This window comes from Nonomuraea sp. NPDC049421 (assembly GCF_040677005.1).
GTDB lineage: Bacteria > Actinomycetota > Actinomycetes > Streptosporangiales > Streptosporangiaceae > Nonomuraea > Nonomuraea salmonea.
On sequence record NZ_JBFAQA010000004.1, the window covers coordinates 106,625 to 133,105 of the forward strand.

The window sequence follows — 26,481 nt, forward strand, 5'->3', positions numbered from 1 at the left end:
TGTGGAGATCCTGTGCGAGGTGGCGGAGCTGACCGCTGATGTGGGTCAGGCGGGCTGGAGGTCGTCGAAGAGGGTGATGGCCGTGGCGGGGTCGGGGCCGACCAGGCGGTCCAGGCCGGCGGCCGTCATCTCGGCGAACGTGGCGGCGCGGGCCCGCATGCGCTCCTCGAACGCGCGCACGGCCGTGTCCACCTCCTCGTCCGCCTCCCCGTCGCAGGCATCGTTCAGGGCATCGTTCAGGGCTTCGGCGAGTTCGGCGCCTTCGATCATGGCGAGGTTGGCGCCCACGCCGAGGGGCGGCATCAGGTGGGCGGCGTCGCCCAGGAGCGTCACGCCGGGCACGTGGTCCCAGGTGTGGCCGACCGGCAGGACGTGCATGGGGCGGTGGGCGAAGGTGGTGCCGCGGCGCAGCAGGTCGAGCACGGGGGCGGCCCAGCCGTCGAACAGGGCTTCCAGCAGCGGCCTGACGGCGTCGGGGCCGGCGGCGTTGAGGGCGGCGGGGTCGAGGGCTGTGAGGTCGAGGGCGGGCCGTCCGGTGAGGCCGAGGTGGCGGGCGGGGTCGGTGTGCCAGTCGAGGGGGGCGCGGAACTGGGCGTACACCTTGACGTGGCCGCCGCTGTTGCGCTGGGCGACGACGGCGCGGTTGACGCCGTAGACGGCCAGGGCGCCGTCGCCGATGAGGCGGGCGAGGTCGGGGTGGGCGGTGTCGACGTCGTCGAGGGAGGTTTCGAGCAGGGTGACGCCGGTGTAGCGGGGGGTGGCGGGTGACAGGGCGCCTCGGACGCGGGACCAGGCGCCGTCGGCGCCGACGACCAGGTCGTACGTGCGGGCGCGCCCGTCGGCGCAGCGCACCAGGACGCCGCCGGGGGCGCCCGGCACCACCTCGGTGACGTTCGTGCCCCATTGGACGTCCAGGGGGCCGAGCAGGAGGTCGCGGAGCTGGCCGCGGTCGATCTCGGGGTTGGCGCGCTCGCCGGGGCGGGGCCGCCAGTCGCGCAGGACGGTGCCGTCGGTGCCGAGGATGCGCATGGCCTGGCCTTCGGGGCGGGCGAGCCGTTCGAACCCGGTGGTCAGCCCGGCTTGGGCGATGGCGCGCTGGCCGAGGTTCTCGTGCAGGTCGAGGGTGCCGCCCGGGGGGCGGGCGTCGGGGGCGGCGTCGCGTTCCAGGACGGTGACGGGGTGGCCGTGGCGGTGCAGGACGCGGGCGAGGGTGAGTCCGCCGAGACCGGCGCCCACCACTGCTATACGGTGTCTCATGTCGATACACCGTATAGTGGCGATACGCTGTATTGCAACGCTACGATGTCAGCCATGACCGTGTGGGATCGGCCGGAACGGCCCGCTCGCCCCGCCCCGCTCGACCGCGAGCGCATCGTCGCCACCGCCATCGCGCTCGCCGACGAGGGCGGGCTTGAGGCGGTGTCGCTGCGGAAGGTGGCCGCCCGGCTGGAGGCCGGCCCGATGCGCCTGTACGGCTACATCTCCACCAAGGAAGAGCTGTTCGACCTCATGGTCGACGAGGTCAACGCCGAGCTGCTGCCCGCCGAGCCGCCCCGCGACTGGCGTGAGGCGCTCGCCGGTCACGCCCACCGCACCCGGCAGGCCGCGCTGCGCCACGAGTGGCTGGCCGACCTGCTCGGCGGCCGCCCCACGCTCGGCCCCAACGCGATGGCCGTCACCGAGGTCCTGCTGGCCTCCCTCGACGGGCTGGCCGACCTGGCGACCGTCATGCGGGCGGTGGAGACGCTCAGCGCGTACTGCACGGGCGCCATCCGCCGCGAGATCGCGAACCTGCGGGCCGAGCGCGCCACGGGCCTGTCCGAGAGCGACTGGCAGCGCGCCCGCGGCCCCTACGTCAGCCGCATGCTGGCCACCGGCCGCTTCCCGGCGCTGGCCAGGTTCGTGCACGACGGGGCGGAGGTGGACGCCGAGACGGTGTTCACCACGGGCCTGGAGTGGGTGCTCGACGCCGTGGCCGCCAAACTCACCCCGCCCTGAATTGTTGACCTATCGGTAAACAAATACGCTTTGCGGCATGGCCGCCGCCCGCGTCTCTTGCGCCTGCTACTGCCGGGTGAGGTCGCTGCCGGTGGCGGTCCGCCAGCGGCTCATCCGCGGCCCTGCCTGAGCTTGTCGAGACGTGTGGTGATGTACTCCCACTTCGCCCAGAACGTGGCCAGCTCGCGGCGGCCGGCGTCGTTGAGCGCGTAGAACTTGCGCGGCGGGCCGACCCCTGAGGGCCGTTTGGTGACCTGGACCAGGCCGTTCTTCTCCAGCCGCAGCAGGATGGTGTAGACGGTGCCCTCGACGACGTCGGTGAAGCCGAGGTCGTTCAGCCGGCGCGTGATGGCGTAGCCGTAGGTCTCCTCGGTGCCGATGATCTCCAGCACGCAGCCTTCGAGCGTGCCCTTCAGCATCTCCGTGAGGTTGTCCACGTCACCCCGCTCTCCACTACTCGGTGGCACCGAGTACCGCTCCACGGTACCACCGCGGAGCGGGATCACGGGAGCGCCGCCGCCCTCGGGCGGGGAACGGGCTAGCCGGTGGGCGCGGGCGTGGAGCGGGTGGCGAGCCGGTCGAGGGAGATGTCGAGCACGTCGGCCAGCGCCGCGATCGTGAAGAACGCGGGGGTGGCGATGCGCCCCGTCTCGATCTTCCGCAGCGTCTCGGCGGACATGCCCGCGGCGGCGGCGACCTCGACGATGCTGCGGTCACCGCGCGCCTGGCGCAGCACCTGTCCGAGTTGCTCGCCACGCAGCCGATCTTCGGGGGTCAGCGGAGGTCGCACCATGCCGTCCACTCTATACCCCCGGGATACAAATACCGGTCCGTGATCGCGGAGCGGTTCGGCCGGGTAATAAGCGGCCGTCGAGGACCGGGGCGGCGTGGTGGCCGTGCTCGGCCCGTCCCGGGGCGGGGCGGGTGGTGATGGGTTCTGTGCCGGGGCGGCGTGCGGGATCGCAGGGCGCCGGTGCCAGGGCCGTGGCGACGGCTCCCGCGCCTGAGCGGGCAGCCCCTGAGCGTGCGGCTGCTGAGCGTGCGGCTTCGTCCGGGCCGCCGGGGCGCGCTAATAAGGCCGGCGGGCGGTGGGCGGCGCGTCGTGGTCTCGGCCGTGCCGGTGCGAGGCCGGGCGGTGTACGCCGGCCGGGCGGGCGGCGTGCGTCGGCGCGCACCTGGCCGGCGGGCCGGCGACGCGCCCTGCGGCCGGCACCGGGCGTTGCTCGGGTGATGGGCATGCGGCGTAACTCCCGTCGATCGGTGCCCGTGGCGGCGCTGCCCACAGCGGGACGCCGGGCGGGCGGGATGATTCGTCGGGCCGGGCCGGTGGCGAGAGGCCCGGCATCAGGTGAAGGCTGCAAAGGCGTAGCGGGCGCGACCGGCCGGTGCGCTGACACGGTCTTGGCGGCGGGCGTCGACCGCCAGGAGCCCGACGCGGCGGGCGCCACCGGTTGGGGCGCGGGTGCACTCTGCGCGGCGGGCGTCGCCCGCCGCGGTGCGGGCACGGCGGGGATGGCGGGCCGGGGTGGTGCCGGCGCGGCGGGCCTCGCCGCAGGAGGCGATGCGGGCGCGGTCGTCGTGCGCCGGGGCCCGGCGGCCTCGTGCCGGTGCCCGGCGGGATCGGTCACCCGCGCGGACGCGCCGCCTGGGCGGTCGCGGAAGGTGTGGGTCGTCACCGCTGTCATGGTGTCTTGTGGGGTCGCAGGAGGCCGTCCTCCTGGCCGTCGCTCCCAGGCTAAGTCCCGTGGGACGGCCGGGGGCGGGCCCGGCGGCCGGGCGGGCGAAGATTTGACCATGTCATGGTGGTTCGGCGGCCCGTTCTTGACGTGCCGCCGTACCGGTGTCAGCAGGCCTCCACGGGCACGTCGAACCAGACGACCTTGCCGCTGCGCGTGCGGGCGCACCCCCACGCGCGGGCCAGCCCGGCCACCAGGGCCAGGCCGCGGCCCCCTTCGTCCTCGATGCCGACGGGCCGCAGCTTCGGCATGCCGTGCCCCCGGTCGCCCACCTCGCAGCGCAGCAGCAGCCGCTCGCCTGAGACGCGCAGCCTGATCTGCAGCCGTACGGGGCCGCGGCCGTGCCGTACGGCGTTGGTCACCAGCTCGTCGGCCAGCAGCTCGGCCTCGGCGCTGGCCGCGACGCCCCAGCCGGTGAGCGCGGCGCGCAGCAGGTGGCGAGCCTGGGGCACCGACGCCGGCAGGGCGGGCAATGTCCATACGGCCGACAGTGAACCGCCCGCCCCGGTGGAGCCGCCCCGCGTCAGCCGGCAGCCCGTCTCGGCGGGTCCCGCCTGTTGCTGCGGGGCCACCAGGTACGCGGCCTGCGCCGGCGCGCGAGGCGACCGATGATGATCCATGATCGCCGTCCTCGCTTTTTCTTCCCGCTGGCCGGGGAGCGTTTCCCCGCCACCCTCAGCCTGCCCCAAAACCGCCCATAAGCACCCATACAGGCATTTATTCCCTCGCGGGGTCGTCCAGCGGCACCAGCACCTCCGTCACCAGCTCCCCGGGCGCCGTCACCGCCGGATCCGACACGTACACCTCACGCACCGGCCCCCGCACCGCCTGTCCCCGCTCCGCGCACCACGCCAGCAGCCCGTGCACGGTCAGCGACATCTGCTCATACGCCCCCACGTGCGTCGCGCACGCGAACCGCCCGCCCGGCAGCACCACCGCCCCGCCCAGGGTCTCGTCGACGGCCAGGCCCACCGCCACCTCCATCGCCTCGGCCACGTCCAGCGGGAACAACCCGACCAGCCGCACCGGGCCGGCCACCGCGGGACCGGCCAGCAGCTTCGCGACCGCCGCCGACGTCGCCCGTCCCACGTCCTCCATGCCCGCCGCGCGCTCGCGTACCAGCAGCACCCGCAGCGGCTCCTCCGCCACCACCCGCACCGCGGTCTCCGGCAGCCCTTCGGCCATCACCCGCTCCAGCACGCCCAGCGTCCTGCGGCGCCGCGCCAGCTCCTCCTCCAGCGCCCCGCGCACCCCCTCAAGCGCGCCCGCCGAACCCGCCAGCACCTCGCCCACCACCGCCAGCGGCACGTCCAGCGAGCGCAGCAACCCGATCGACAGTGCCTGGCGCGCCTGCGCGGCCCGGTAGTAGCGGTAACCCGTCGCCTCGTCCACGTACGCCGGCCGCAGCAACCCCAGCTCGTCATAGCGCCGCAGCTGCTTCACGCTCAGCCGGGCCAGCCGGGCGAAGCGCCCGATCGGCAGCAACTCCTCATCCACGCCCACCAGCATGACCCGGTTTGACCACCACCCCGTCCCACGCGGCATCGTGGAGGACATGAGCTTCTCCGTGGGACAGGTCGCCCGGCTGGCCGGCATCACCGTACGCACCCTGCACCACTACGACGAGATCGGCCTGCTCACCCCGCGCGAGCGCACCCACGCCGGCTACCGCCGCTACACCGACGACGACATCACCCGCCTGCAGCAGATCCTGCTCTACCGCGAGCTCGGCTTCCCCCTCGACGAGATCGCCGCCATCCTCGACCGGCCCAGCACCGACCACCTCACCCACCTGCGCCGCCAGCACGAGCTGCTCACCCGCAAGGCCCAGCGCATCGGCCAGGTCATCGCCGCCGTCGAGCGCGCCATCAACGCCCGCACCACCGGCATCTCCCTGACCGCCGAGGAACGCCTGGAGGTGTTCGGCTCCTTCCGGCCCGAAGACCACGACGCCGAGGTCGAACGCCGCTGGGGCGGCACCCCGCAGTACGCCGAGAGCCAGGAGCGCATCGCCGCCTACATCAAGGAGGACTGGCTGCAGCTCGGCAAGGAGGCCGCCGCCATCAACGACGACCTGGCCGCCGCGCGCACCTCGGGCGTGCCCGCGGACCACCCCGACGTCATGGACCTGGCCGAACGCCACCGTGCCCACATCAACCGCTGGTTCTACACCTGCGACCACGACCTGCACCGCTGCCTGGGCGACCTCTACGTCGAAGACCCGCGCTTCACCGCCGTCTACGACGCCCTCGCCCCGGGTCTTGCGGCCTACTTCCGTACCGCGATCCACGCCAACGCCCAGCGCTTCCCCGCCCCCTGAACATGCCCTTGCAGGCATATAACTGATGGGGTATGTTCGCGGGCATGCCCTTCGACGTCGTCGCCGAACCCACCCGCCGGCGCATCCTCGACCTCCTCCTGCAACGCCCCCACCAGGTCGGCGAGCTCACCCGGCAGCTCGGCCTCACCCAGCCCGCCACCAGCAAGCACCTGGCCGCGCTGCGCCGCGCCGGCCTCGTCGCCGTCCGCAAGGACGCCCAGCGCCGCTGGTACGAGCTCAACCCCCGCCCCCTCGCCGAGATCGACGTCTGGCTCACCCCCTACCGGCGGCTGTGGAACGACACCCTCGACCGGCTCGAAGACCACCTCGACACCATGCCCAACCCCGCGCCCGACCCCGCGCGCGACACTGCAAGCGACACCGGAAGCGACACCCTGGAGGAGCCGAACCCGTGAACGAGACCCTGACCCTGCACCCCGACGGCCGCACCACCCTGCGCCTGCAGCGCCGCCTGCCCCACCCGCCGGAGAAGGTGTGGGCCGCCGTCACCCGCCCCGAGCACATGTCGGCCTGGTTCCCCGCCGAGGTCACCGTCGACGGCGACCGCATCGGCTACGGTTTCGGCCCCGACGGCCGCATCACCGACAACGACCCGCCCCGCCTGTTCGCCCACACCTGGGGCGACGACCACCTGCGCTGGGAGCTCACCCCCGACGGCGACGGCACCCTGCTCACCTTCACCCACACCTTCACCGACCACCACGGCTCGGCCAGCTTCGCCGCCGGCTGGCACACCTGCCTGACCGAGCTGCACGCCCACCTCGACGGACGCCCGCCCGTACCGCCCGGCGACACCGCCCGCCTGCACGAGGACTTCGTCGCCATCCTCGGCCTGCATCCGGCCGCCGTCACCGAGGACGGCGGTGTCCGCGCCGAGCGCCAGCTCACCCGCCCCGCCGACGACGTCTGGCGGCTGCTCGACGGGCCCGCCGCCACCGTCGGCGCGCCGCCGCCCGCGCCGTTCACCGTCCCCTCCGTCCCGGCCGGTCCGGTGACGCGGGCCGAGGCGGGCAAGCTGCTGGAGTACGAGACGGCGAGCGGACCGGTGCGCTGGGAGTTCGGCGAGGGCACCGGTCACGGCGCGCGCCTGGTCATCACCCACGCCGGGGATCCGTCCACGGTGGACGCCTGGCGCGTCCGCGTCGAAGACCTCGCGGTCTCCCTCCTCGCCTGAGGGGGTTTTGGGGCTTCATAGGGGGCGCGAACCAACCCGGCGCCTTTACAGCGTAGATCATGAAATATCGGACAGGTCGGATATGTGCGAGGGCTCGATCGACCACCGCACCCCGTACGCGCCGAGAAAGTCCAGGAACCCCTCCGGCGGCAGAGCCTGGCCGGGCGCCAGCACCCCCGCCCCCGCGTGCCCGGCCGCGAGCCGGCGGGCGCTCTCCACGGCGATCACCGCCGTCGTGCCGTAGGTGTCGCTCCCCCGCACGACGCCGCGGGCCCGCCGCCCGTCCGCAGCCGTGGCGTCCAGCACGTAGGTGAAGCGCTGGGCGCGGCGGCTCGCCGCGTCGGGCCCGTCCGGCAGGCCGTCGATCATCTCGGGGGTGAGCGGGCTGTTCAGCCGCTCCCCCAGCGCCGCCTCGGTCATCCCCGCCACGCGCCCGACGGGGACGTGCCGGGGTATGGTCACCACCTCCGGCACCGGGAACGCCGCCACCGCCGTCGCCTCCGCCCGCCCGGGCAGGCGGACCTCGCCGCGGGCGGGCCCGCCGGCGTGCCAGGCGCCGCCGGAGTAGATCAGGCCGCCGGCCCTGATGGCGTCGATCGTCTCGGCCACCGACCGCAGCGACCCGCGCGACATGCCGCCGCCGCCGGTGACGACGTGCACGGTGACGATGCCGGCGAGCGGCCCGAGACGGTCGGCCAGCAGGCGGGCCATCAGGTCGACCGGGACGCACCCGTCGGTGGCGGCGGGCAGCACGCTCACCCCGGCCTCGCGCGCCTGCGTCGCGAAGGTGTCGAAGACGTGCTTGACGTGCAGTTGCTCGCCGGAGGTGTCGGCGTAGTGGCAGCCCGCGGCGATCGCGGCGCGCACCACGGCCGCGCCCGTGACGGTGAACGGGCCCGCGCAGCTGACGACGGCGTCGCAGCCGGCGAACGCGCTCACCAGCCCTTCGTGGTCGCCTGCCGCGGCGACGCGCCAGGGCGCGCCGGTCTTCTCCAGGCGGGCGGCGTCCCGCCCGGCCGCGACGGGCTCGATGCCGCGCCGTGCCAGCTCGGCGAGCACGAGCCCGCCCTGGTAGCCGGTCGCGCCATAGACAGCGATCTTCATGTACGTCTCCTTCTCGGTGATCCGCTCAGCCACGCTAGGGCTCCACCACGAGACGCTGGAATAACTCAGCCGCGCCCCCATTTGCGTCATCGTCTCTAAGCTGGGGGTGTGGACGTACTGTCTGATGTGGTGAACGCGGCCCGCACCGGGCGGCCCCATTCACGGCGGGTGGCCAGGTCCGCCCCGTTCTGCGAGCATTTCGCGGCGGTCCCGGCCGCCGGGTTCCACGTCGTGCTGGAGGGGACGTGCCGGCTGATCCCGGCGCAGGGTGAGCCGGTGACGCTGGGGCCGGGCGATGTGGCGTTCCTGCCGCGCGGATCGGCGCACGCCCTGGCCGACTGCGACGGGGCGCCGGCGGTGGTGATGCTGTGCGGGGCGTACCTGCTCGACGGGTCGGCCGCGCACCCGCTCCTGGACGACCTGCCCGACGTCGTCCACCTGCCGGCCCGGGTGGGCCGGCACGGGCAGCTGCGCGCCGCGCTCGAGCTGCTCGGCGCGGAGCTGGACGACGACGACCGGCCGGGGTCGCAGGCCGTCCTGCTCACCCTGCTCGACCTGCTGCTGCTCTACATCCTGCGCGCCTGGTTCGAGGAACGCCACGCCGGCGGCCACTCCCCTTCCGGGTGGGCGGCGGCCCTGCACGACCCCGCCGTGGCCGCCGCCCTGCGGGCCGTGCACGCCGACCCGGCCCATCCGTGGACGGTCGAGGAGCTGGGGGCGCGGGCGAGCCTGTCGCGGGCCGCGTTCGCCCGCCGCTTCACCGCCCTGACCGGGCGGCCGCCGCTGGCGTACCTGACGTGGTGGCGGATGGCGACCGCCGCCCGGCTGCTGCGCGGCGGCGACGCGCCCGTCCACGTCATCGCCCGCCAGGTCGGCTACAGCTCGCAGTACACCTTCACCCACGCCTTCAAACGCCAGTACGGCCTCCCGCCCGCCACCTACCGCCGGCACGCCCCCGCACTGCATCCGGCCGCCGGGTAGCCGGCGCCGTGTCAGCCGGCGCCGTGTCAGTCGTCGCCGTGTCAGTCGTCGATGGCCTGGTAGAGGCTGGTCCAGAAGTCGCTCATGAGGTGGGCCGGGCTGGGCACGGTGTAGCCGAGCTGGCAGAGCAGGATGCCGGTGAGCTGGTTGGCGGGCACGTGGAAGGCGGTGTCGCGCATGCCGAGCGGCTCGAAGACGCGCTCGTGCAGGAAGTCGCCGAACGTCTGGCCGCTCACGCGGGAGGCGAGCACGCCGACCAGGTCGCTGCTGATCTGGTACTGCCACTGCGCGCCGGGCTGGTGCATGAGCGGCAGCTCCCCGAGGTCCGCGCGCCGGCCGGCATCATCCGCGACCTGGGCCCCTGCCCTGAGCTCCGGGTCAGTCCTGGGCGGTGGAACGGATCACCACCTCGCCGACGTCGATCCCGTCGGGCTGCTCGATGGCGAACCCGATCGCCGCCGCCACCGCCGAGGGCGGCATCGCGATCTCCTCGCTTCGGCGCACCAACGCCGCCGCCACCTCCGGGCTGCCGCCCTTGCCGACGCCCTCGGTGTCGGTGAAGCCCGGGGAGACGAGGGTGACGCGCAGATGCGGCCCCGCCTCCTGGCGCAGCGCCTCGGTCAGCACCTTCACCGCCGTCTTGGTGGCGGCGTAGACGCCCAGGGGCGGCTTGATGACGTAGGCGGCGGTGGAGGCGACGTTGACGAACTGGCCGGAGTGCTGGCGGCGGAAGACGGGCAACGCGGCGCCGATGCCGTTGAGCAGGCCGGTGATGTGGGTGGCGACCATGGCGTCCCAGTCGTCCTGGCGCAGCTCGTCGAACGGCGAGACGGCCATGGTGCCGGCGTTGGAGACCAGCACGTCGAGCCGGCCGTGCAGGTCGAGCGCGGTGTCGGTGAGCGTGCGCAGGTCGGCGCGGCGGGTCACGTCGGTCACGGCTCCGGTGGCGGTGCCGCCGGCCGCGGTGATGCGCTCGACGACGGCCTCCAGCCGCTCCTTCCTGCGGGCGCCGAGCACGAGCCTGGCGCCTCTCTCGGCCAGGTACATGGCCGTGGCCTCGCCGATCCCGCTGCTGGCTCCGGTGATCGCGACGACCTTCCCGGCGATTCCTGTCATGATCGGCTGTCCTTCCCGATGGGTGTGCGCAGGCCGCGGATGACCTACGATGAAGAAGTGGAGGCGCCACCACTTAGCTCGACCATAAGTGGGCGCGCCTCCGTTTAGCAAACGGAGAGGAGCCGGGCACCGCCATGAGCGACGACGCAGCACGCCCGTTGCGCGCCGACGCGCGCCGCAACCGCGACAAGATCATCCAGGCGGCGGCACGCGTCTTCGCCGGCGAGGGCCTGGACGCCCACCTCGAACGCATCGCCAAGGAGGCCGGCGTCGGCACCGCCACCCTCTACCGCAACTTCCCCACCCGCCAGGCCCTCATCGAGGCGGTCTACCGCAACGAGGTCGCCCAGCTGTGCGACGCCGTGCCCGGCCTGCTCGACGAACACCCGCCCCTGGCCGCGCTGCGCGCCTGGACCCGCCTGTTCCTCGACTACGTCACCACCAAATACGGCATGGCCGACGCCCTGCAGGCCATCGCCGCCACCGGCGACAACCCCTACGGCAACAGCCGCGCCATGATCCAGGCCGCCGTCACCACCCTCATGGAGGCCTGCGCGGCGGCCGGCGCGATCCGCGGCGACATCACCTCCGCCGACCTCACCGCGGCGCTGACCGGCATCGCCCACACCTGCCCCCGCGCCGACCAGCGCGCCCAGGCCGAACGCCTGCTCGACCTCACCCTCGACGGCCTGCGCATCCAGCCCGCCCGGTAGGCACCCCCTTACGCGGCGAGGCCCCGGGCGGCGCGGGCGAAGGAGCGGATCAGGTCGGTCTCCGCCGCCGTACGCCACAGCAGCGCCCACCGCGCCGGCGGCGCGTCCCGCACCGGCACATAGGCGATGTCGGGCCGGGCGTGGTAGCGGGCGGCGTGGGAGTGCACCAGCGCGACCGCCTCGCCGTTGGACAGGATGGGCAGCAGCTCGCTCTCGGCGGTCACGACCGGCCCGATCCGGATCGGCCGCCCGCTCGGAGTGCAGGCCGGCACCAGGGCCTGGCGCCAGTAGCCGGGCCTGGCCCCGCCGATCACGACCTCCTCCGCCAGATCCTCGTACGACACCGTCTCCCGTCCCGCCAGCCGGTGACCGGCCCCGACCGCGAGCACGACCGGCTCGACCCGCACCACCGGCCCCACCGTCAGGTCCGCCTCCCTGACCGGCAGCCACGCGATCTGCACGTCCACCTCGCCCTCGCGCAGCGGCCCGAACGGATCACCGAACCCGACGTACCGGATGCGCGCCTCGCAGACGGGATGCCGGGCGTGGAAGGCGTCCAGCAGCGGCCGGAAGTCCTGCACGTTGCTCGACAGCATGCCCAGCCGCAGCACCCCGCTCTTGCCGCCCGCCGCCCGGATCGCCCGCTCCATCCCCTCATGCAGCCCCCGGTAGGCGGGCGCGAGGTCGGCGAACAACTGGCGGCCGATGGGCGTCAGCGCCACCGCCCGGCTGCCGCGCTCGAACAACGCGGCCCCGATGCGCCGCTCCTGCTTCTTGATCACCTGGCTGACACGGGCCGGCGTCACGTGCAACCGCTCGGCGGTACGGCCGAAGTGCAGCTCCTCGGCCAGCGTCAGGAAGATCTCGATGTCCCGCAGCTCCACGCGCGCTCTTTCATCGTTAAGCGAGAGGTTAACGCACATTATCGGACCTGGCGTTGCCGCCCGCACCTGCCCGCGGCCAGGCTTGGGCCGTCCGCTCCGCGGACGCCATCCCCTCGTGAACGGAAAAGCGGTACGCGATATGACTCTGCACGTCACCGACTCACCGCGCCCCGAGCGCGCCAAGCCCCGCAAAGGCGGGGTGAAGGTCACCTTCAACGGCGTCCTGTGGGCGCTGCAGGCGGTGTTCGGCTTCTTCTTCGCCGGCAGCGGCTTCGGCAAGGTGCTCATGTGGGACGCCGCCCTGTACGCGGCCGCACCCGACGCCGTCGCCTGGTACGCCGCCGTCCCCCAGCCGTTGATCGTCTTCATCGGCGCCGCCGAGGTGCTCGGCGGGATCGGCCTGCTGCTGCCCGCGATGACCAGGGTCGCGCCCGCGCTGACCCCGCTGGCCGCCGCCGGCCTGACCCTGACCATGATCCTCGCCGCCGCCTTCCACATCGTGCGCGGCGAGCTCGCGCTGGTGCCCGCCAACCTCCTGCTCGGCGCCCCCCCCGCCGTCGTGGCGGCCGGCCGGTGGCGGTCGCGGCCCCTCACCCCCGCGAGCCTGACCAGGCCGCGCCTGCTCGGCGCGGTCGCGGTACTCGCCGCGGTGGTCGTGCTGACCTTCCTGCCCACCTGGTACACCATGACCACCACCCAGCTCTGACCCCTGCCGGTCGCGGGGGCCGGTTGCGGGGGCCGGTCGCGGGTCAGGTGGTCAGGCCGAGCGCCGCGGCCGTCACCGCGCGGGCGCGGTCCGGCCGGGTCAGCACGTCCACCGCGTCCGCCACCTGATCCACGCACCCGGCGACCGGCAGCCCCCGCACCACCGGGTCCGACACCGCCGCCATCAGCGCCTCGGCGAACCGGTCGCCGCCGATCACCCGGAACGGCCGGTCGTGAAAGCCGCGTACCCGCTCGTCCAGCCGTTCGGCCAGCGCCATGCGGTTCTGCAGCGCCGCCACCCGCCCGTACGCGGCGGCCAGTCCGTCCTCACGCTCCCGCCACGACCGCGCCGCCAGCGCCGCCCCCAGCGACTCGCCCAGCTCGGCCGAGCCGGGCAGCCGGGCCAGCGCGCTGCCCAGCCATTTCGCGTACGGGGGATAGCGCCGGCGCAGCAGCAGCGCCAGCCGCATCACCTCCCGCGCCAGCCGCGCCCCCACCACGGCCGAGCCCAGCTCGTCGCCCACCTCGCCGCACCGGCCGGGGAACGGCTCCTCCTGCGCGATGCGCCGCCACTGACAGGCCAGCACATACCGCCACACATCCGCCGGATACCAGCGCAACGCCTGCCTGACCGCCTCAAGGCCCGGCTCGGCCAGCCCGTCGTGGAACACCTCCCCGCCCGTCACCTCCGCCAGGCTCTGCCACGGCGACGACAGCCAGTCCACCAGCCCCACCCCCGAACGCGGGTCGAAGCCGAGCCGCTCCACCAGCCACCGCCCCAGCTCCGTCACCGTCACCCCGGGCCGCACCCGCCCGTGGTAGCCGAACACGGTGGGAAAGCCGCGAAACCGCTCCGGCAGCCCGGCCGCCACCCGCTCCTCCACCTCCGCCACCCGGCCAGCCGCCACGAACACCAGCACCCGGGGGCCCCAGTCGTGGTCGGCGGAGCGGGCCGTGTCGAACGCCAGCACCTCCGACCCCGGCCCGATCAACGCCGCCGCGTGCGGCACGCCCGACACCAGCGGAGCCACGACCTCACCATAGAAGGAACGCGACAATTCGATACCAGGTACGAAATCCGTCATCACGCCGTCAACTTTGCCCCAGCGCCCGCCGAACCTCACCCGGTTTTTCCACAGGCCCGAACACCCCGGAAGCCGCGCGCGAACCGGCACGGGTCAGCGCGGGGCGGCGGGGGGCGGCGGGGGGCGGCGGGGGGCGGTCGGGGGGCCGGGCGGTCGGGGGGCCGGGCGGTCGGGGGGCCGGGCGGTCGGGGGGCCGGCAAGGGACAACGCTGGCCGACGCGGGCCGAGGCAGCCCGGCAGGAGCCGACGCGGGCCGGTGAGAAACGGTGGGTCGCGGCGGGGCGTCGTGATTCAGGGGGTGACGCGTGCGGCCATGACCCGGCGGCGGCCGTAGCCGAGCCGTTCGTACACGGCGATCGCGGCGGCGTTGTCATCGTCCACCATGAGCGTGGCCCGCCCGTGGGCCGCCACCAGCTCCCGCGTCACCCACCCGCACACCAGCCGGGCCAGCCCCCGCCCGCGAAAGCGCGCCCTGGTCGCCACCCCGGCGAGGAAACCGACCGTGGGGGCGGGCCAGGCGTCGGCCGCGACCGCCGCCAGCTCGCCGTCCACCCGGATCCCGGCCCAGCGGCGAATCCCCGCCATACCGGGCACGGCGTAGGAGTGCGGCGCGTCGGCGGCCAGCAGCGCCCCCACCTCCGCCACCACCTCCGCCTCATCCTCCAGCCACACCACCGCGCCGCCTGCACCATCCTCGGCAGTGCGGGCGGCGGAAGGCCGGCTCACCCCATCGGCGGGACGGCTGACCGCGAAGGGCGGGTTCATCCCGTCGTCCGGACGGCTGACCGCGAAGGGCGGGTTCATCCCGTCGTCCGGACGACCCGCCGCGGAAGGCGGGGTCATCTCAGCGTCGGGCCGGCCGGGCGCAGCAGGTGCGCTCATCCGAGCGTCCGCGGGTGGCAGGCTCATCCAGGAGAAGCGGCCGCCCTCGCGCAGCACGTCGACCTTCGCCGTGACGTCGACCAGCAGCTCCAGCTCACCCCACGGCCGGTACGTCGGCCCCACCTCGGCCAGCGCATGCTCCACCAGCTCTGCAGCGGCGGACGTGTCGCCCCAGACGGCTAACCGGTCATGACGCGAGATGGCCGGGCAACTCGCCACCACCGCGTCCCCCAACGCCCAGGCCCGCGCGCCGCCGCGCAGGCCCTGCGCCGTCCACATCACCAGGTCGTCGTCACCGCAGGCGGCGGCCAGCTCCGCCTCCGACCGCAGCCGCCTGATCACAAGATCGCCCCTGGCCGGTACGCGGCCGCCTCCGGGTGCTCGGCCACGACCGCGCCGACGGCCTGCGCCACGGCCTGCACCTGGTCGGCCGCCGCGCCGGTGAACGACACCCGGTCGGCCAGCAGGCTCTCCAGCTCGGCCCGGCCGAGGGGGAAGCGTTCGTCGGCGGCGAGCCGGTCCAGCAGCTCGTTGGAGGCGCCGCGCGAGCGCATCGCCAGTGCCGAGGCCACCGCGTGCTCCTTGATCAGCTCGTGCGCCTGCTCGCGGCCCACCCCGGCCCGCACCGCCGCCATCAGCATCTTCGTGGTGGCCAGGAACGGCAGGTAGCGGCCCAGCTCAGCGGTGATGACCGCGGGGAACGCGCCGAACTCGTCCAGCACCGTCAGCATCGTCTCCACCAGCCCGTCGAAGGCGAAGAACGCGTCAGGCAGCGCCACCCTGCGCACCACCGAGCACGACACGTCGCCCTCGTTCCACTGGTCGCCCGCCAGCTCACCCACCATCGAGGCGTGGCCGCGCAGGATCACGGCCAGGCCGTTGACGCGCTCGCAGGAGCGGGTGTTCATCTTGTGCGGCATCGCCGAGGAGCCGACCTGCCCCTCCTTGAACCCCTCGGTGACCAGCTCGTGCCCGGCCATCAGCCGGATCGTCTTGGCCAGCGACGACGGCGCGGCGGCCAGCTGCACCAGCGCGGTGACCACCTCGAAGTCGAGCGAGCGGGGGTAGACCTGCCCGACGCTGGTGAAGCGGTGCTCGAACCCCAGGTGGGCGGCCACCCGCTCCTCCAGCGCGGCCAGCTTGCCCTGGTCGCCGCCCAGCAGGTCGAGCATGTCCTGGGCGGTGCCGACCGGCCCCTTGACGCCGCGCAGCGGGTAGCGGGCGATCAGCTCCTCCAGGCGACGGTAGCCGACCAGCAGCTCGTCGGCCGCCGTCGCGAACCGCTTGCCGAGCGTCGTGGCCTGCGCCGCCACATTGTGCGAGCGCCCGGCCATCACCGTCGCCTCGTGCTCCTGCGCCAGCTGCGCCAGGCGGGCCAGCAGCGCCACCACCCGGTCGCGGACCAGCAGCAGGCTGTCGCGCACCTGCAGCTGCTCGACGTTCTCGGTCAGGTCACGCGAGGTCATGCCCTTGTGCACCTGCTCGTGCCCGGCCAGCGCGTTGAACTCCTCGATGCGCGCCTTCACGTCGTGCCGCGTCACCCGCTCACGCGCCGCGATCGAGTCGAGATCGACCTGCTCGACCACCTTGTCGTAGTCGGCGATCGCGGTCTCGGGCACCGCCACGCCCAGCTCGGCCTGCGCCCGCAGCACCGCCAGCCACAACCGCCGCTCAGCGATGATCTTGTATTCGGGCGACCACAGACGGGCCAGCTCCGCCGAGGCGTAGCGGCCGGCCAGGACATTGGGGATACGCGGCTTGGAAGTCACGTTGGACAAGTCTATTCACACCGCCCCCGGCGGCGTGCAGGTCAGGGGTCCCCGCCCGCACTCCCCGCCCGCGCTCCCTGCCCGCGCTCCCTGCCCGCACCAAGACTTGAACCGGCCCCTGGTTAACCCGCACCCGCCCCGGACAGCTGACGTCCAGCCGACACCGGAGCAGAACGGGGACAGCCATCATGAACCGATCCCACCCCGCCCGCGGCCTCCTGGCGGCCACGGCGGTGACCGGCCTGCTGACCGCCACCTCCTGCGCCCCCTCCCACCAGCACGCCACCGGCGCCGCGGGCCGCGCCCCCGCCGTCGCCACCACGGCCGAGCCGCCCGAGGAGACCCTCGAACCGCTGCTGGAGCAGGCGCTGCCCGGCGTCAAGGGCAAGACGTTCACCTCGGCCCTGGTGACGTTCCCGCCCGGCGGCCGCGCGGCGCCGCACCGCCACGGCACCGCCTTCGTCTACGCCTACGTCCTGGAGGGCAGCTTCCGCAGCCGGCTCGCCGGGGAGCCCGTCCGCACCTACCGGCGAGGGGACAGCTGGACCGAGCAGCCCGGCGCCCACCACGTCCTCACCGAGAACACCAGCGGCACCCAGCCGGGCAGGCTGCTGGTCATCTTCATCAGCGACACCGGCTCCCAGCTGAAGACCGAGGATTAGCCGTGGGGGGCGGTCAGGGCCGCACCCGGCGCGCCTCGTCCTGCCCCCTTCGTGCGCCCGCGACGACGAGCAGCCCCGCCAGCATGAGACCGCCCGCGTGCAGGCAGAGCGTCGGGATGATGCCCATGCGCCCGCCCAGCACGCCCGCCAGCGCCGTCCCGATGAGCGACGTGCCGGCCTGGGCGCTGACGATCAGCCCGAACACCATGCCCGCCCGATCGGCGCCCGCCACCGTCTGCGCGAACGTCGTCAGCCCCGCCATCGACGCCGCCGCGGGGAACCCGGCCAGCGCGATCAGCACCATCGCCGGCCACACCTGCGGCGTCAGCAGCGGATAGGTGAACAGCGCCAGATCCGCCAGCCCGAACACCACCGTCCCCCACCCGAACAACGCCCGCGGCGTCAGACGGCCCGGCCTGGCGGCCAGGGCCAGCCCGCCCGCGATCCCGCCGACCGCCTGCGCCGACAGGAACAGCCCGTAGGCGTCGCCGTCCCCGCCCAGCACACCGGCCACGAACGGCGCCGCCAGCGTCGAGAAGATCCCCTCACCCAGCCCGGTGATCATCATGTACGCCAGCAGCAGCCGCACCCCGGGACTCGTCCTGGCCAGCCGCAGCCCCGCCAGCCACTGCCCGCCCACCCCCTCCCGCACCGTCACGGCCGCGCGGGCGGGCGGACGCAGCCCGGCCAGCAGCAGCGCCGATGCCAGGAACCCGGCCGTCCCGATCCCCACGACCGCGCCCAGCCCGCCCGCCCCGACCGCCACCCCACCGGCCAGCGCCCCCAGCAGCCGGGCCGCCTGACCGCTCTGCCCGGTCAGCGCGTTGGCCCTGACCAGCTGGGATCCGGGCACGATCTGCGGCACCAGCGCCTTCTGCGCGGGGAACAGCACCGTGCTCAGCACCCCCGTCCACAGCGCGACCGCGTACACGATCCACACCTGGCCCGGCTCGCGCACCACCACCAGCGGCAGCAACCCCAGCCCGAGCAGCACGTCCGCCACGACCAGCAGCCGCCGCCGGTCCCACCGGTCGGCCAGCACCCCGGCCACCGACCCCAGCAGCACGTCCGGCAGACGGGCGGCCAGCAGCATGGCGGCGCTCGACAGGGTCGAGCCGGTCAGCACGTACACGTGGTAGGCCAGCCCGGTGCTGATCACCCAGTCGCCGGTCTGCGAGATCAGCCCGGCCGACAGCAGCCGCCGATAGTCCCGGTTCGTCCCGAGCAACTCCCGCAGGCCACCGTCCTGCCGCGCCCTCGTCGCGCCGGCCTCAGTCACCGCTACCGGTCTCCGGCAGCGGCACCAGGAGCGTGGTCAGCTGAACGGGCCGCGCCCCCTCAGGCCGCTCGGACGCGCCGACGATGCGTGCCATCAACGGCTCCAGCAGCCGCCCGATCTCCGCGTCCAGCTCGGCCAGCTCCTCAGGAGTCACATACAGGTACGAGGTGCCGATCCCGCCCGCCTGCCGCCACTCCTCCGGCTCACCCCCGCGCCGCTCCTGCCACTCGGCCAGCCGCGCCAGCGCCCGCTCGGCCATCACCTGCTCCAGCAGCCCCCGCGCCGCCGACTTCTCGGGGCTGGTGTCGGCGCCGGACCACTCCTGCGTCAGCGACGTCACCTTCCACGGCCGCTCCCGATCGTCGCGCGCCTCGGCCTGCTCGACGAAGCCGTAGCGGGCCAGCTGCCGCAGATGGTAGGACGCCAGCGCCTGACTGACCCCGACCTCCCGCGCCGCGTCGGCCGCCGTCATGGCCCCCGACCGCATGAGCAGCTCGTGCAGCGCCAGCCGTACGGGATGGGCGAACGCCCGCATCGCGGCCGGATCGTCGAGCGTCTGCCGCGGCCGCTCCCTCCAAGATTCCAAAGACATGCTTGGAATCTTCACCGCACATCACCCACATGTCAAGGAAACCTTTGGAATACGGAGACGGCTCACCTCTCCTCATCCGCGGGCACCAAGCCTGAGCGGTAAGCATGGATCGCGGCCTGGACACGCGTCCGCACACCGATCTTGGACAGGACACGCGACACGTGGATCTTGACCGTGCCCGCGGCGATACGCAGCTCGGCGGCGATCTCGGCGTTGGACCGCCCCAGCGCGACCAGGCGGAGGACCTCTGTCTCCCGGAGCGTCAGCTCCGAGCCTTGACCTCGCACCGGTGGGGTGGCGAAACGCCGCACCAGCCTGCGGGTGACCTGCGGGTCGATCAGGCCCTGACCTCGGTGGGCCGCGCGTATCGCCGCCAGATACAGCTCAGGGTCGCCGTCCTTGAGCAGGAAGCCCACAGCGCCCGCTTCGAGCGCCCCGAAGAGGTATTCGTCGGTGTCGAACGTGGTCAGCGCGATGATCGGACAGTCCGGGGCCCGGGCGGTCAGCCGCCGGATCGCCGTGATCCCGTCCGTGCCCGGCATGCGCAGATCGGTGAGGATCACCTCCGGCCGGTGCTCGCCCGCCATGCTGATCAGCTCATCCCCGTCACGCGCGGCGCCGAGGAAGTCGATGCCGGGCTCGGGGCCGAGCAACTGCCGCAGGCCCTCGCGGGCGAGCCGCTGGTCGTCGGCGATCAGCAACCGGATCACGGGACCACCCGCCGATCCGGACTGGACGCGACGGACATCGTGGCGGAGCCGGGTTCCGCGCCGCCGGCCGTCACCGCCGGCCCGTGCCCGTCACGCGCCTTCGGGGCGAACACGGGCAGGCCGGCGCGCACCCGCCAGCCGGTCCTGCCATGCGGACCGGCGTGGCAGTGCCCTGCGAGCGCCGCCACCCGCTCACGCATGCCCGCCAGGCCCTGCCCTCCGCCGCTGAGGGCACCGCCGGCGACCGGCGGCCGGGACGGGCCCGGGTCGTCGATGGTGACGACGACCCGGCTGCTCACCGCACGGACCGTGACCGAGGCCCGCGCGGCCATGGAGTGCCGCGCCACGTTGGTCAGCGCCTCCTGCACGACCCGATAGACGCAGCCCGCGGTTTCCGGGTGCACAGCCCCCTCAAGACGGGGATCGACCTCCAGCGTGACGGCCAGTTCCGGCCCGCCGCCGCGCTCCACCAGAGCGGGCAGGTCGGCGAGGCCCTTGCCGTGCGCATGGTCCTCGCGGTCCGAGCGCACCAACGTCGCGAGCAGAGCCCGGATCTCGGCCAGCGCCTCGGCCGACAGGCCGGCGATCCCGGCCAGCGCACGGTCGGCCTCGCAGTCGTGACCGGCCAGCGCCCGCCGGGCACCCACCGCCTGCAGCCTGATCGCGCTGAGGTGATGCCCGACGACGTCATGAACCTCCCGGGCGATCCGCGCGGCCTCCTGCGAGCGGGCCTGCTCCTCCCGGGCGCGCCGCAGCCGCGCGGCCTGCACGGCGCGGTCGGCCCGCAACCGCAGCGCGTACCCGGCGGCGACCGGCGCCGCACCGGCCGCCGCGTAGACAGGCACGGTGGCGAGATCCGGCACGGACGCGCCCCCGAGCCCCGCCGCCACCGCCCAGGCGACCGAGCCGATCAGCAGGACCGAACGCAGCCGATGACGGTGATAAGCCGCCGAGGCGACGATCAGGCCCAGGACCCAGATCCCGGCATCGCGCTCCAGCGCGAGACCGAGCACGAGCATCACCGTCGCGGACGCGGCCACCGCCGTCAGCGGCAGCCGCCTGCGCAACGCCAGCGGCGCGCAGACGGCCAGAATCGGCGCCGCCCACGCCACCGCCGCGCCGACATCGGTGATCTCGGCAAGCGAGCCGCGCCGCCACTCGTCCAGCGCCGAGACCGTCAGCGCGAGGATCGCCACGGCGCAGCCGAGCAGGGCGTCACGGCCCATGAGCGGCATACGTCGCCGGACGCCGGCCAGAAAGGGGAGCAAAGCCGCTGGTCGTCTCACTTGATCAGTATCACGCCGGCCAGGCGGGGCACGCGGTGCCAGGAGAGGGCAGCACGCCGTCGATCAGGTACCGGTCCACGTGGCCGATCACGCAAGGGTCTCCGGCGTTGAGGTACCGTCCGTGGCCGACGCCGTCGTACTTGATGGTGACCGAGCCCGGGACCTGGTCGGTGACGGCGCGGACGGAGGGATACTCATAGACCGGGCCGATGCCGAGCAGCGGCGGAAGCGCGCGGGCCGGCAGCGGCGCCGGCGGGTTGGCGGCCTTGGCCGCCCACGGCGAGCAGGCGAGCCAGGCGTTCTCCCGCATGCCGGAAAAGTTCGGCGACAGCTTGGTCGAACGCCGCACCGCGGCACGATAGGCGCGGTAGCCGTCGTAGCGGAACCCGTCGGCGCAGTTGACCGCGAGCACGGCGGTGATCCGCGGGGGCAGGCCGCGGCCCTGGGGGTCGAAGCCGGACGCGTCGCCCTTGGCGGCGCCCGCGATCGCCTTGGCCAGCGCGGGCCACTCCATCGTGCTGTCGACCAGGCCGTAGGCCAGGAACTTCAGGTCGTCTCCGTCGTAGCGGCGCTCACCGGCGGCCGCCGCACCGGACAAGGGACGACGCTCGGCCCGCCGCACGACGGCCTGCCAGGTCTTCTCCACGTTCGTGCCGCGCAGCGCGCAGCCGGAGGAGCCGGCGCACCAGCGGACGAACCGCTGGAACCCGGCCTCCAGGCCCTCATATTGCAGCCGCTCCGACGTCGCGAACGGGTCCACGTGGTCGGGCACGCTGTCCACCGCCATCGCGCGCAGCCGCTTGGGGAACAGCCGCGCATAGGAGGCCCCGAGCACACCGCCGTAGGAGTTACCGAGGAAGGAGATCTTCTCCTCGCCCAGGGCGGCGCGAATGGCCTCCATGTCGCGGGCCTGGGTGGCGGAGTCCAGGTTGGCGAACAGCTCGGGCACAGCGTCCCGGCAGGCAGCGATCCCGGCGGTGTTCGCCCTGAGCACCTGCTCGTACTCGCGCCGGCTGTCCGGAGTGGCGAAGGCGGGACCGGCCGCGCACGAGGCCAGCGGGATGTGCTCACCGCTCACCCCGCCCCGCGGGTTCCAGGTGACGACGTCCATCCTGCTACGCAGGCCGGCGAAGTGGGACAGCCGCCGGGACAACTCCTGAACGCCGGCGCCACCCGGACCTCCGGGGCTGAACAGGACGGTGCCCGCGGCCGCCGCACCGGTCGCCGGCGCCCTGCCCACGGTGAGGGCGATCGTCTCACCGCCGGGTCTCGACCAGTCGACGGGCACACGCAACGTTGCGCACTGCAGCTCGGCCGAGATCTTCCCCTCGCAGGCGGACCAGGTCAGCGGCGGCGCCGACGTTCCGCCGGATGAGGCGGAGGCCGCCGGAGCGTACGCTCCCATCGTCATCACCAGGGGCAAGGCGAGCACGACCGATCGTGGCCAGGTCATCGAATCCTCCAGCAGGATGGTGCGGCGAGCGCCGCGGACGACCTCACACACTAGGCACGCCGAACTCCCGCCACATCTGCCACAAGACATACCGACGACCCGCCACGCACGCGGCATGCGTACAGGTCACTCCGCGCCCCCCGTGCAGACGATTCCCGAGGCCCGACATCCGCAGCCAGGACGACGGCAGATCGGTCAGCACTCTGGCGTGCGCCCGCCCGCGGATCAGCTCTCGTCCAGCACACGCGTCAACCGCACCGCCTCCTCACGGAACCCCAGCGCCGCATAGAAACCCCGCGCGGACGCATTACCCGCCGCCGTCTCCAAAGTCAGGTGACGCACCCCCTGGCCACGCGCCCACTCCTCGGCCGCCGCCACCAACCGGCGCCCCACCCCCACCCGCGCGGCGTGCGCCGCCACCGCCAGCTCCCCGACGTACGCCTCCGGCGTCCCCGTGAAATGGTCCTGCGTGCTGACCGACACCACCCCCACCACCTCAACCCCCGCCACCGCCACGAACACCGCGCCCCGCGCCGCATCACCCGCGCCCAGGAACGCGGCCAGCCACTCACGGGCCGCCGCCACCACCGCCTGAGCATCACGCCACTCGGCCACCCCCTCCGTCAGCCGGCCCGCCAGCGACAACACGGCGTCACGGTCCTCCGCACGCGCGGGCCGCACCCGCACCACGTCCTCGATCCTCATGCACACCAGCATGCACACACGCAAGCGCGCCCGGCGGGGAACGACCCCCACCGGGCGCGCGCGTACAGATCAGGCCGGGTGAGCGGCCAGATCCTCCTTCTTCGCCGCGGGCTCGCCCGCCGCGTGACGCGGGCCGTCGTCGCGGCGGCGCGACACCACCACATACAGCGTCGGCACCAGCACCAGCGTCAGCAGCGTCGACGACACCAGCCCGCCGATCACCACGATCGCCAGCGGCTGCGAGATGAACCCGCCCGACCCCGTCACACCCAGCGCCATCGGCGTCAGCGCACAGATCGTCGCCACCGCGGTCATCAGGATCGGCCGCAACCGCCGCCGGCCACCCTCGATCACCGCCTCCACCACGCCCATACCGCGCTCACGGTACTGATTGATCAGGTCGATCAGCACGATCGCGTTCGTCACCACGATGCCCACCAGCATCAGCATGCCGATCAACGCCGGCACGCCCAGCGCCGTGTCCGTCGCCACCAGCAGCCCGATCGCGCCCGTCGCCGCGAACGGAATCGACACCAGCAAGATCACCGGCTGCACGAAACTCCGGAACGTCGCCACCATGATCATGAACACGATCGCGATCGCCGCCAGAATCGCCATCCCCAGATCCGCGAACGCGTCCGCCTGATCAGCCGACACCCCACCGATCTCGTACGACGCCCCGGCCCCCAGATCCAGCCCGTCCAGCTTCTCCGTCAGCTCCTGCGTCACCGCACCCAGATTCCCCGCATCAGCCGCCCGCGCCGACACCGTCGCAGAACGCTCACCATCGATCCGCGTCACCTGCGTCGGCCCGTCCACCTGCCGCACCGACGCCACCGACGACAGCGACACCAGCCCACCGGCCGTCGGCAACCGCAGATCCTTGACCGCCTCGATGTCCTCAGGCGCATCCGCACCCCGCAGCACCAGGTCACTCGCCCGGCCCTCCAGCGTGATCTGCCCCAGCGGCGCACCACGGAACGCCTGCGCCACCGCCTGACCCACCGCGGCCTCCGACAGGCCACGCGCGGCCGCCTTCTCCCGGTTCACCACGACCTCGACCCGCGGCGCACTCGACTCCAGGTTCGACGACAGATCCTGCAGACCGCCCACACCCTCCATCGCGGTCTTCACCTGGTCCGTCGCCGCACGCAACGCCTCGACGTCCGCCGCGCGCACGATCACCTCGACCGTGTCCGTCGCGAACCCGCCGCCACCGGCGCCGCCGACCGTCACCTCACCCACACCCGACAGGCCGTCGATCTTCTCGCGCAGCTCACGCTCCACCACCGCGGCGTCGGCGTCCTCACCCAGCGTCACCGAGAACGACGCCCGATCCGCACCACCGCCCAGACCACCCGTCATGGCGTTCCCGCCACCGACGTTCACCTGGTACGTCTCCACACCCGCCTGATCGGCGAGCACCTCCTCGACCTTCGCCGCCGCCTTGTCCGTCGTCGCCAGATCCGTGCCCACCGGCATCCGCTGCGACAACGACAACGTGTTCTGCCCGGAGGCATCCAGGAAGTTCGTCCGCAGACCGCCCGCCAGGCCCATCGTCGCGACGAACACCGCCACCCCGATGAGGATCGTCACCAGCTTGAACCGCGTCGCGAACCGCAGCACCGGCAGATACGCCCGCTGCAACGGCGAGCGCAGCTCCTTCGCCTCGGCCTCCTCACGCTGCTTACGCGCCTCCTCAGGCGACAGGTCAGGAGCCCCCAGGAACCAGTACGCCAGCACCGGCACCACCGTCAGCGACACCACCAGCGACGCCAGCAACGCCACCGTCACCGTGATCGCGAACGGGCTGAACAGCTCACCCACCATGCCGCCCACCAGCGCGATCGGCGCGAACACCGCCACCGTCGTCAACGTCGAGGCCGTCACCGCCCCCGACACCTCACGCACCGCCGTCAAGATCGCCTGGAACTTCGCCTCGCCGTAGGCCAGATGCCGCTTGATGTTCTCCAGCACCACGATCGAGTCGTCCACCACCCGGCCCACCGCGATCGTCAGCGCGCCCAGCGTCAGCAGGTTCAGCGAATAGTCACCCGCCCACAGCACCAGCAGCGCGATCACCACCGACAACGGGATCGACACCGCCGTCACCAGCGTCGAGCGCACCGACAGCAGGAACACCAGGATCACCAGCACCGCGAACACCAGGCCCAGCAGGCCCTCCGTCGTCAGGCTCTCGATCGACTGCTCCACATACGGCGCCTGGTCGAACACCACCGACACCGCCGTGTCCGACGAATCCCCCAAAGCCTTCGTCAGCTCCGGCAGCTTCTCACGGATGTCGTGCGAGATCGCCACCGCGTTCCCGTCCGGCACCATCGTCACCGACAGGCCCAGGCTCTGCTTGCCGGCCGTCCTGGTGATCGTCGTCGCGTCCGCCAGGCCCCGCTTGATCTCCGCGACGTCACCCAGCTTCACCGGCTTGAGCGGCCTCGGCCGCGCCGCCTGCTGCTGCGCCTGCTGAGCCTGCTGCGCCTGGGAGGGCTGAGCCTGGCCCGGCTGCGGCCGCGCCTGCTGCGGCTGAGCCTGAGCAGGAGCCTGCGGCTGGGCCGGCGTCAGGTACAGGTTCTTCAGCTTCGTCACCGAGTCGACCCGCGAGCCCACCTGCACCGTCAGCGACTTGCCGTCCGTCGTCAGCGTGCCCGCCGGAATCGGCGTCCCGTTCGCCTTCAGCACCTCAGGGATCTGCGCCGCCGACACCCCCGCCAGCGCCATCTTCTTCGCGTCCGGCTCGATCGTGACGACCTCGTCACGGGTGCCCGTGACCGACGCCTCCCGTACGCCCTCAACGCCCTGCAACTCCGGCACCGCGATCCGCCGCAACTTGTCGGCCATCGCCCGCTCGTCGCCGCCGTCGCCCACCGCCAGCACCATCACCGGAATGTCATCAGTGTTGCCCGCGACCACCTGCGGATCCACCCCGTCAGGCAACGCCGCCCGGTTGATCGCCTGCTGCATCTTGTTCAGCGACGCCTCGACGTCGGTGCCGTACTCGAAGGCCACCTGGATCTGCGCCAGGCCCTCCTTCGACGTCGAGGTCATCTGCTCCATCCCGGCAAGCCCCTGGAAGGAGTCCTCGATCGGAGCCGTCACCTGATCCTCGACGATCTCCGGCGACGCCCCCGGATACGCCGCCACGACGAACGCACCAGGGAACGACAACGACGGCAGCAACTGCTGCTTCAACTGCGGGATCGTGAACACGCCGAAAGCGCTGAGCACGACCGCCATCAAGATCACCAAACTGCGGTTGACCAGGCTCAACCGGGCGAATGCGGTCACAAA

Annotated in this window: 26 protein-coding genes and 1 pseudogene; 8 read left to right on the plus strand and 19 right to left on the minus strand. The window is 73.3% G+C overall.

Going from position 1 to position 26,481, the window contains the following annotated elements; translation table 11 throughout:
- Positions 1-45: 45 nt before the first annotated feature.
- Positions 46-1,257 carry an NAD(P)/FAD-dependent oxidoreductase gene (locus AB0K18_RS08700; protein WP_364911885.1) on the minus strand — a complete coding sequence of 404 codons (1,212 nt, stop codon included), beginning with the start codon at positions 1,255-1,257 and terminating at the stop codon, positions 46-48.
- A 54-nt stretch (positions 1,258-1,311) separates the two neighbouring features.
- Between AB0K18_RS08700 and AB0K18_RS08705 the strand changes: the two genes are divergently transcribed.
- Positions 1,312-1,998, plus strand: coding sequence for a TetR/AcrR family transcriptional regulator C-terminal domain-containing protein (locus AB0K18_RS08705; protein WP_364911887.1), 687 nt, complete (start codon positions 1,312-1,314; stop codon positions 1,996-1,998).
- A 110-nt stretch (positions 1,999-2,108) separates the two neighbouring features.
- On the opposite strand, the gene AB0K18_RS08710 is transcribed toward AB0K18_RS08705, so the two are convergent.
- From AB0K18_RS08710 to AB0K18_RS08725, 4 genes are all read right to left on the minus strand, one after another.
- On the minus strand, positions 2,109-2,435 hold the full coding sequence (locus tag AB0K18_RS08710) for a PadR family transcriptional regulator (RefSeq protein ID WP_364911889.1): 327 nt from the start codon (positions 2,433-2,435) through the stop codon (positions 2,109-2,111).
- A gap of 101 nt (positions 2,436-2,536) precedes the next feature.
- Entirely contained in the window at positions 2,537-2,791 is a 255-nt protein-coding gene (locus AB0K18_RS08715) for a helix-turn-helix transcriptional regulator (RefSeq protein WP_364373016.1), read from the minus strand.
- Between the two features lie 1,050 nt (positions 2,792-3,841).
- Positions 3,842-4,354, minus strand: a complete 513-nt coding sequence (locus tag AB0K18_RS08720) for an ATP-binding protein (RefSeq protein WP_364911893.1) — start codon at positions 4,352-4,354, stop codon at positions 3,842-3,844.
- A gap of 97 nt (positions 4,355-4,451) precedes the next feature.
- Positions 4,452-5,231 carry a MerR family transcriptional regulator gene (locus tag AB0K18_RS08725; RefSeq protein WP_364911896.1) on the minus strand — a complete coding sequence of 260 codons (780 nt, stop codon included), beginning with the start codon at positions 5,229-5,231 and terminating at the stop codon, positions 4,452-4,454.
- 10 nt (positions 5,232-5,241) lie between these two features.
- On the opposite strand from AB0K18_RS08725, the gene AB0K18_RS08730 reads away from it, so the two are divergent.
- The 3 genes from AB0K18_RS08730 to AB0K18_RS08740 are packed head-to-tail and all read left to right on the plus strand — an operon-like array spanning position 5,242 to position 7,249.
- On the plus strand, positions 5,242-6,054 hold the full coding sequence (locus AB0K18_RS08730; protein ID WP_364911898.1) for a MerR family transcriptional regulator: 813 nt from the start codon (positions 5,242-5,244) through the stop codon (positions 6,052-6,054).
- A 44-nt stretch (positions 6,055-6,098) separates the two neighbouring features.
- Complete coding sequence (locus AB0K18_RS08735) at positions 6,099-6,470, plus strand: metalloregulator ArsR/SmtB family transcription factor (protein ID WP_364911901.1); 372 nt, start codon at positions 6,099-6,101, stop codon at positions 6,468-6,470.
- The gene (locus AB0K18_RS08740; protein WP_364911904.1) at positions 6,467-7,249 is read left to right on the plus strand and encodes an SRPBCC domain-containing protein; all 783 of its coding nucleotides are present in this window, start codon (positions 6,467-6,469) and stop codon (positions 7,247-7,249) included. Before AB0K18_RS08735 ends, AB0K18_RS08740 begins: the two co-directional genes overlap by 4 nt.
- 57 nt (positions 7,250-7,306) lie before the next feature.
- On the opposite strand, the gene AB0K18_RS08745 is transcribed toward AB0K18_RS08740, so the two are convergent.
- The gene (locus AB0K18_RS08745) at positions 7,307-8,386 is read right to left on the minus strand and encodes a saccharopine dehydrogenase NADP-binding domain-containing protein (RefSeq protein ID WP_364911907.1); all 1,080 of its coding nucleotides are present in this window, start codon (positions 8,384-8,386) and stop codon (positions 7,307-7,309) included.
- Positions 8,387-8,461: 75 nt separating this feature from the next.
- On the opposite strand from AB0K18_RS08745, the gene AB0K18_RS08750 reads away from it, so the two are divergent.
- Positions 8,462-9,334, plus strand: coding sequence for an AraC family transcriptional regulator (locus tag AB0K18_RS08750; protein WP_364911909.1), 873 nt, complete (start codon positions 8,462-8,464; stop codon positions 9,332-9,334).
- 41 nt (positions 9,335-9,375) lie between these two features.
- Here AB0K18_RS08750 and AB0K18_RS08755 read toward each other — a convergent pair.
- Positions 9,376-9,672: pseudogene (locus AB0K18_RS08755) on the minus strand (serine hydrolase domain-containing protein); the annotation flags it as partial.
- Between the two features lie 40 nt (positions 9,673-9,712).
- Positions 9,713-10,450: an SDR family oxidoreductase gene (locus AB0K18_RS08760; protein ID WP_364911912.1), complete on the minus strand. Its 738-nt coding sequence runs from the start codon at positions 10,448-10,450 to the stop codon at positions 9,713-9,715.
- A gap of 134 nt (positions 10,451-10,584) precedes the next feature.
- Between AB0K18_RS08760 and AB0K18_RS08765 the strand changes: the two genes are divergently transcribed.
- Positions 10,585-11,163 carry a TetR/AcrR family transcriptional regulator gene (locus AB0K18_RS08765; RefSeq protein ID WP_364911915.1) on the plus strand — a complete coding sequence of 193 codons (579 nt, stop codon included), beginning with the start codon at positions 10,585-10,587 and terminating at the stop codon, positions 11,161-11,163.
- An 8-nt stretch (positions 11,164-11,171) separates the two neighbouring features.
- Here the strand turns inward: AB0K18_RS08765 and AB0K18_RS08770 are convergent, their stop codons facing one another.
- A complete protein-coding gene (locus AB0K18_RS08770) occupies positions 11,172-12,047 on the minus strand; it encodes a LysR family transcriptional regulator (protein ID WP_364911917.1) in 876 nt (291 codons plus the stop codon).
- 139 nt (positions 12,048-12,186) lie between these two features.
- Between AB0K18_RS08770 and AB0K18_RS08775 the strand changes: the two genes are divergently transcribed.
- On the plus strand, positions 12,187-12,753 hold the full coding sequence (locus AB0K18_RS08775; protein ID WP_364911920.1) for a DoxX family protein: 567 nt from the start codon (positions 12,187-12,189) through the stop codon (positions 12,751-12,753).
- 43 nt (positions 12,754-12,796) lie between these two features.
- Here AB0K18_RS08775 and AB0K18_RS08780 read toward each other — a convergent pair whose 3' ends face one another.
- From AB0K18_RS08780 to purB, 3 genes are all read right to left on the minus strand, one after another.
- Positions 12,797-13,783 carry a DUF4037 domain-containing protein gene (locus AB0K18_RS08780; RefSeq protein WP_364911923.1) on the minus strand — a complete coding sequence of 329 codons (987 nt, stop codon included), beginning with the start codon at positions 13,781-13,783 and terminating at the stop codon, positions 12,797-12,799.
- A gap of 345 nt (positions 13,784-14,128) precedes the next feature.
- Positions 14,129-15,061 (minus strand): GNAT family N-acetyltransferase, encoded by a 933-nt coding sequence (locus AB0K18_RS08785; RefSeq protein WP_364911925.1) that lies wholly within the window; start codon positions 15,059-15,061, stop codon positions 14,129-14,131.
- Complete coding sequence (purB, locus tag AB0K18_RS08790) at positions 15,058-16,488, minus strand: adenylosuccinate lyase (protein ID WP_364911927.1); 1,431 nt, start codon at positions 16,486-16,488, stop codon at positions 15,058-15,060. The genes AB0K18_RS08785 and purB overlap by 4 nt, the downstream gene beginning before the upstream one ends.
- 188 nt (positions 16,489-16,676) lie before the next feature.
- On the opposite strand from purB, the gene AB0K18_RS08795 reads away from it, so the two are divergent.
- Positions 16,677-17,150 carry a cupin domain-containing protein gene (locus AB0K18_RS08795; protein WP_364911930.1) on the plus strand — a complete coding sequence of 158 codons (474 nt, stop codon included), beginning with the start codon at positions 16,677-16,679 and terminating at the stop codon, positions 17,148-17,150.
- A gap of 13 nt (positions 17,151-17,163) precedes the next feature.
- On the opposite strand, the gene AB0K18_RS08800 is transcribed toward AB0K18_RS08795, so the two are convergent.
- The 7 genes from AB0K18_RS08800 to AB0K18_RS08830 all read right to left on the minus strand — a co-directional run bounded on the left by AB0K18_RS08800 (position 17,164) and on the right by AB0K18_RS08830 (position 26,478).
- Positions 17,164-18,429 carry an MFS transporter gene (locus tag AB0K18_RS08800; protein ID WP_364911932.1) on the minus strand — a complete coding sequence of 422 codons (1,266 nt, stop codon included), beginning with the start codon at positions 18,427-18,429 and terminating at the stop codon, positions 17,164-17,166.
- Positions 18,422-19,021: a helix-turn-helix domain-containing protein gene (locus AB0K18_RS08805; protein WP_364911935.1), complete on the minus strand. Its 600-nt coding sequence runs from the start codon at positions 19,019-19,021 to the stop codon at positions 18,422-18,424. The genes AB0K18_RS08800 and AB0K18_RS08805 overlap by 8 nt, the downstream gene beginning before the upstream one ends.
- A gap of 62 nt (positions 19,022-19,083) precedes the next feature.
- On the minus strand, positions 19,084-19,731 hold the full coding sequence (locus tag AB0K18_RS08810) for a response regulator transcription factor (RefSeq protein WP_364911937.1): 648 nt from the start codon (positions 19,729-19,731) through the stop codon (positions 19,084-19,086).
- The gene (locus tag AB0K18_RS08815; protein WP_364911940.1) at positions 19,728-21,017 is read right to left on the minus strand and encodes a histidine kinase; all 1,290 of its coding nucleotides are present in this window, start codon (positions 21,015-21,017) and stop codon (positions 19,728-19,730) included. The genes AB0K18_RS08810 and AB0K18_RS08815 overlap by 4 nt, the downstream gene beginning before the upstream one ends.
- A gap of 10 nt (positions 21,018-21,027) precedes the next feature.
- Entirely contained in the window at positions 21,028-22,470 is a 1,443-nt protein-coding gene (locus AB0K18_RS08820) for an alpha/beta fold hydrolase (protein WP_364911942.1), read from the minus strand.
- A gap of 225 nt (positions 22,471-22,695) precedes the next feature.
- The gene (locus AB0K18_RS08825; protein WP_364911944.1) at positions 22,696-23,175 is read right to left on the minus strand and encodes a GNAT family N-acetyltransferase; all 480 of its coding nucleotides are present in this window, start codon (positions 23,173-23,175) and stop codon (positions 22,696-22,698) included.
- Between the two features lie 69 nt (positions 23,176-23,244).
- Positions 23,245-26,478, minus strand: a complete 3,234-nt coding sequence (locus AB0K18_RS08830) for an efflux RND transporter permease subunit (RefSeq protein WP_364911946.1) — start codon at positions 26,476-26,478, stop codon at positions 23,245-23,247.
- Between the last annotated feature and the right edge of the window lie 3 nt (positions 26,479-26,481).